Genomic DNA, 3,015 nt, shown 5'->3' with positions numbered 1-3,015 from the left:
CTTCGCCGGCTCCCAATCTGTTGCGTCTAGGCAGCCATGGTCCCCGCACTGTTCGGCCACTGGCATTCCCGCCCGCAACGCGGACGAGGCTGCCTACCTAGAAGCTGCAGCAGCTCGCTGCGAGGCCAAAGACGCGTGTGTTCTCGCTTGTAGTCGCTCCGGCTGCGCTGATGGTATTGCCGGTAACTGCGCCCACGTATGCTTTCGTGGCCTTCCCGAAGACCTTGCCAAGCGGGCAGACTATTGGGCGCAGCGTCCGTCGTGTCGGTTGCCGCCTAACAATTCATTCAAGCCGAAGCCGCTTCGCGGCTCAGCTTAATCCTAGCGTTAGGGCTCACATGGAAGTAATCATGCAACCTGTAGCCAATTATCTTGGCGACCGCATCATCAAGGTCAATCACGCCGGCGAGCATGGCGCCATAGGCATCTACACCGGTCAGATCCTCATGGCCAGACTGACCGCGCCAAAGATGGTCGCTGAGCTTCGCGAATTCCGCTCACATGAGCAACGGCATCGGGCCATCTTTGGCGCTGAGCTGCAGCGGCGTGGCCGTCATCGCTGCCGTAGCTACTGGCTTTGTGGCATGGGCGGCTTCCTACTCGGGGCCATAACTGGCTTGCTCGGTAGCAGTGCTATTGCAGCAACTACCACTGCCGTTGAGAGTGTCGTGCTTCGCCACCTTGAGTATCAACTCGTTGTGCTGCAGGGCCATGACCCATTCGCCATATCAGCAATCTCATCCATTGTCGCTGAGGAGCAGCAGCACCACGACCAGTCTTTGGGGCACGTCCAAGCTGGCACATTCTGGCCCAGGGTTCTCACGCCCATTGTGTCCGCCTCGACCGAGGCAGTTATTTGGCTGGGCTTGCGGCTGTGAGCCCTAACAATACATTCAAGCCGAAGCCGCCTAGCGGCGCGACTTAGCTCCGGAGTAAGGTGACATATGGCACGCGAAAGCTACTCTAGTATTTTCAGTGCATGTCTTGTTGCTTGCCTGCTCTTGTCTGTACTTTCAGCATCTCTCCCCAGCATAGGTACTTTCAACAACTTCACCGCCAACATGTTTTCAGAATGGCCGATTTTCCTGGCCATACTAGGATGTGTAGCTGGCCTCGCACTTGGGCGTTGGCTCCAACAGAGAGTCGTTCGCTCGCTAGCGTATGCAAGCTGGATTCTGCTTGCGTTCGGGGGAGTAGCATTTTGTAACCTTGCCCTAAGCCTGCTTTAATGCCGCCTAAAAATTCATTCAAGCCGACCGCCGCTTCGCAGTGCCGACTCAATTCTGTCGTTAGAAAGAATAGTCATCCCATGAGCGATCCAGTCTTTACATTCCAACCCCGCTGGAAAGAGGAGCTGCTATGTTCCTGCTCCGAAGGCTCGTTCGTCCTGGAGATGCCGATGGAAATCATCTCGGTATATCTGCCATCACAGGATCAATGACCCGTCAAAGCACCGAGCTGGACGAAAGGGTACTGGACCGCACTCCAGACACAACTCAGCCAGTGGTGCGCAGAGAATGACCTCCCGCTTTACATAGAGGACTCGGCCCATGTTTGGTAGTTGTCACGGGCAGCGGCAGCGGCCTGACAGCTCATTCAAGCCGAGCCGCTTCACGGTGCCGGCAGGCTCTGTACCTGGGCATCACACGTGCTGTCGCCTTGTTGAAATATGCTTCTCATGGACCAAGGCTTGGCAGTTCAGTCGGGCCGAAGCTGCTTCGTGGCCGGATATGGTTCCGGCAACTCGCAACTCGCAATCGGACACATCACATGACAGACGCGCCCCCCATCCCTCTCTCTTCCCTCAGGGACATCTTCGATCACCTGGACCGGACGAGCATGACCGGCTACGAGTGTGATCATACTTTTGCGCTCACAAGTACCTTCCTGCAGAAGAACAATCTGCCCGTCGAGGCGACGCTCGAATGGCTTGGGGAGAACGGCGCGGGCTGCGATTGCGAAGTGATCTTCAATGTTTGCCCGGAATGGGAAGACGCCGTTGGCTACACCCCACCAGACGAGGACGACGCCTGACGGATCAGTCAGGTCGACGCCACTCCGCGGCGCAGCGTGATACCAGAGCCAGGCCGAGGAAAAGCATGAAACGCATAATTTCTGTTCTGCTTGCCGTGTTGATTCCATCCACCTCCTTCGCCGGGCTTCCCTTCGAGGCTACGCTTCAGGAGATGGCTGAGGGCGCGGATCACATTCTGATTGGTCGCATCATCGGCGTTGACATGATCAACAGCAGAGGCGAGGCCGTCCTGGACAGAGAGGCGGCGACTGGCCCCGGGCTCGATAACACCATCAGGCTCCTCATTGCGGTGAATGAGGTTCTTGTCACAAATGTCGCCACTGTGCCGAACGTTCTGCCGGTGCCACTGGCAAGCCATCTGCATTACCGGCTCGGACAGATCGCTGACGCACATGACGGCGATACGGCTGCCCGGCTCGTGCTCCTTGAAGGCAACGACTTTGTCGGTGTGAAGCCCGGTGTCTTCATGCGTCCATTGAGTGACAAAGATGAAGCCCGGCGCATCCATCATGCAGCACATCCATAGGCCTTGGCCTAGCAATTCATTCAGGCCGATCCCGCAGCGCGGATAGGCTGAGGCCTTGGTACTTACAGCGACATGGACGAATCATTCGCAAGGGAACTCGAAGACATCCGTTGGTTCCAGTCCTGCGGGCAGCCACTCCCGCAGTCACTGCCCTTTCCCGTCGCGCAGGTCTCGGGCTGGTCACAGGCCCTCAGCCTGTGCAGTGACCAAGCGTGGGAGGACGTCACCCTCGAGGCCAGGAACCGGCTGACGGAGTTCCTGCATACGCGTCATCGTGATGCGTACCAGCAATGGAACCACATCGCCGCCGCTGCGAAGTCGCGCATCGATGCGCCGGTGTGCGATCTGATCTGGCGCCCGTTCGCAGAGCAACAGGGGCTTGGCAAGGCGTTCACGGACGCCGTCTCCTGGGATGTCCTGGCCGCCGTGATGGAACACGCGTATCGGGACTGCT

Annotated in this window: 4 protein-coding genes; 3 read left to right on the top strand and 1 reads right to left on the bottom strand. The window is 58.1% G+C overall.

Going from position 1 to position 3,015, the window contains the following annotated elements; translation table 11 throughout:
- Positions 1 to 350: 350 nt before the first annotated feature.
- Complete coding sequence (locus VA603_RS10340; RefSeq protein WP_323438762.1) at positions 351 to 878, top strand: demethoxyubiquinone hydroxylase family protein; 528 nt, start codon at positions 351 to 353, stop codon at positions 876 to 878.
- An 892-nt stretch (positions 879 to 1,770) separates the two neighbouring features.
- Positions 1,771 to 2,034, top strand: a complete 264-nt coding sequence (locus tag VA603_RS10335) for a DUF2695 domain-containing protein (protein WP_225591932.1) — start codon at positions 1,771 to 1,773, stop codon at positions 2,032 to 2,034.
- 8 nt (positions 2,035 to 2,042) lie between these two features.
- On the opposite strand, the gene VA603_RS10330 is transcribed toward VA603_RS10335, so the two are convergent.
- Positions 2,043 to 2,546, bottom strand: a complete 504-nt coding sequence (locus tag VA603_RS10330) for a hypothetical protein (RefSeq protein ID WP_323438761.1) — start codon at positions 2,544 to 2,546, stop codon at positions 2,043 to 2,045.
- Between the two features lie 87 nt (positions 2,547 to 2,633).
- Between VA603_RS10330 and VA603_RS10325 the strand changes: the two genes are divergently transcribed.
- Positions 2,634 to 3,015, top strand: a 382-nt coding sequence (locus VA603_RS10325; protein WP_323438760.1) for a hypothetical protein, incomplete at its 3' end; no start/stop codon positions are given.

Source organism: Stenotrophomonas capsici (genome assembly GCF_034961085.1).
Taxonomy (GTDB): Bacteria; Pseudomonadota; Gammaproteobacteria; order Xanthomonadales; family Xanthomonadaceae; genus Stenotrophomonas; species Stenotrophomonas capsici.
Note: the sequence above shows the minus strand (reverse complement) of the source record. Positions and strands in the feature narration are given on the sequence as shown.